The organism is Prevotella sp. AM34-19LB (assembly GCF_003468525.1).
Classification (GTDB): domain Bacteria; phylum Bacteroidota; class Bacteroidia; order Bacteroidales; family Bacteroidaceae; genus Prevotella.
On sequence record NZ_QSIG01000132.1, the window covers coordinates 1 to 751 of the forward strand.

Annotated in this window: 1 protein-coding gene; it reads right to left on the minus strand. The window is 40.7% G+C overall.

Annotated features, from left to right (window positions below):
• Nucleotides 1–751, minus strand: a 751-nt coding sequence (locus tag DW830_RS15550) for a transposase (protein WP_199656172.1), incomplete at both ends; no start/stop codon positions are given.

The following is a 751-nucleotide window of genomic DNA, read 5'->3' on the forward strand; positions in this document are numbered from 1 at the left end:
TGGAATAGGCAATCAAAGTATAAGCTGTTCCTTCTATATCTTTCATCTCCATCTTCTCCATTCGAGTGAGGTCAAGATTCTTCATATCAATCTTGCCATCCTTGGTCTTGGGGCGACCACGTTTTCCAGTACGTGGACCAGTATAGACATAAAAGAGACAAGCATTGTCACGAAAGCGGCTTATCAAAGAGAAACCTTCTTTCTTTATCCCATTAACAAATGTACTTGTAGAGAAGTAAGCATCTGCAACTATGAGGGTTGAGAGTTTAAGAAGTTCCTTGCGGTAACGCTTAATGACGCTGATATAGAAATCTACCATAGTCTTGTTTCTAAGACTCAGTTCTTTATTATTTAGCGACTGGTGGGCTTTTAACATCATGCAGTCTTTGGTATCAATATCAATGAGTCCAATACCCATGATTTCGAGACCATGTTTAACAGACTGTGCACATCCCGACCAAAAACGACCGATATGTGGAGTCTTCTTGCCAGCTTTGCTGATGTAACTGGGATCAATGGCAATAGCCCATCTTCCCTGTTTACCAAAGAAGCGCTTGGCAAGTGAGACATTAAGTTTGAGCCAGTCTATGCTTTTCGACTTTTTTAAGCCGAATGCGTTGCGATAGGTTTGCTCAACATGCGAGCCATACCTCCCCATTTGGGTGAAATTTATCTTTCTTGGTATTACCATGAACAAAATTATCACCTCGATGAGTATTTTCTCGAAACTTTTTGTTAACTTTGCAGCCGA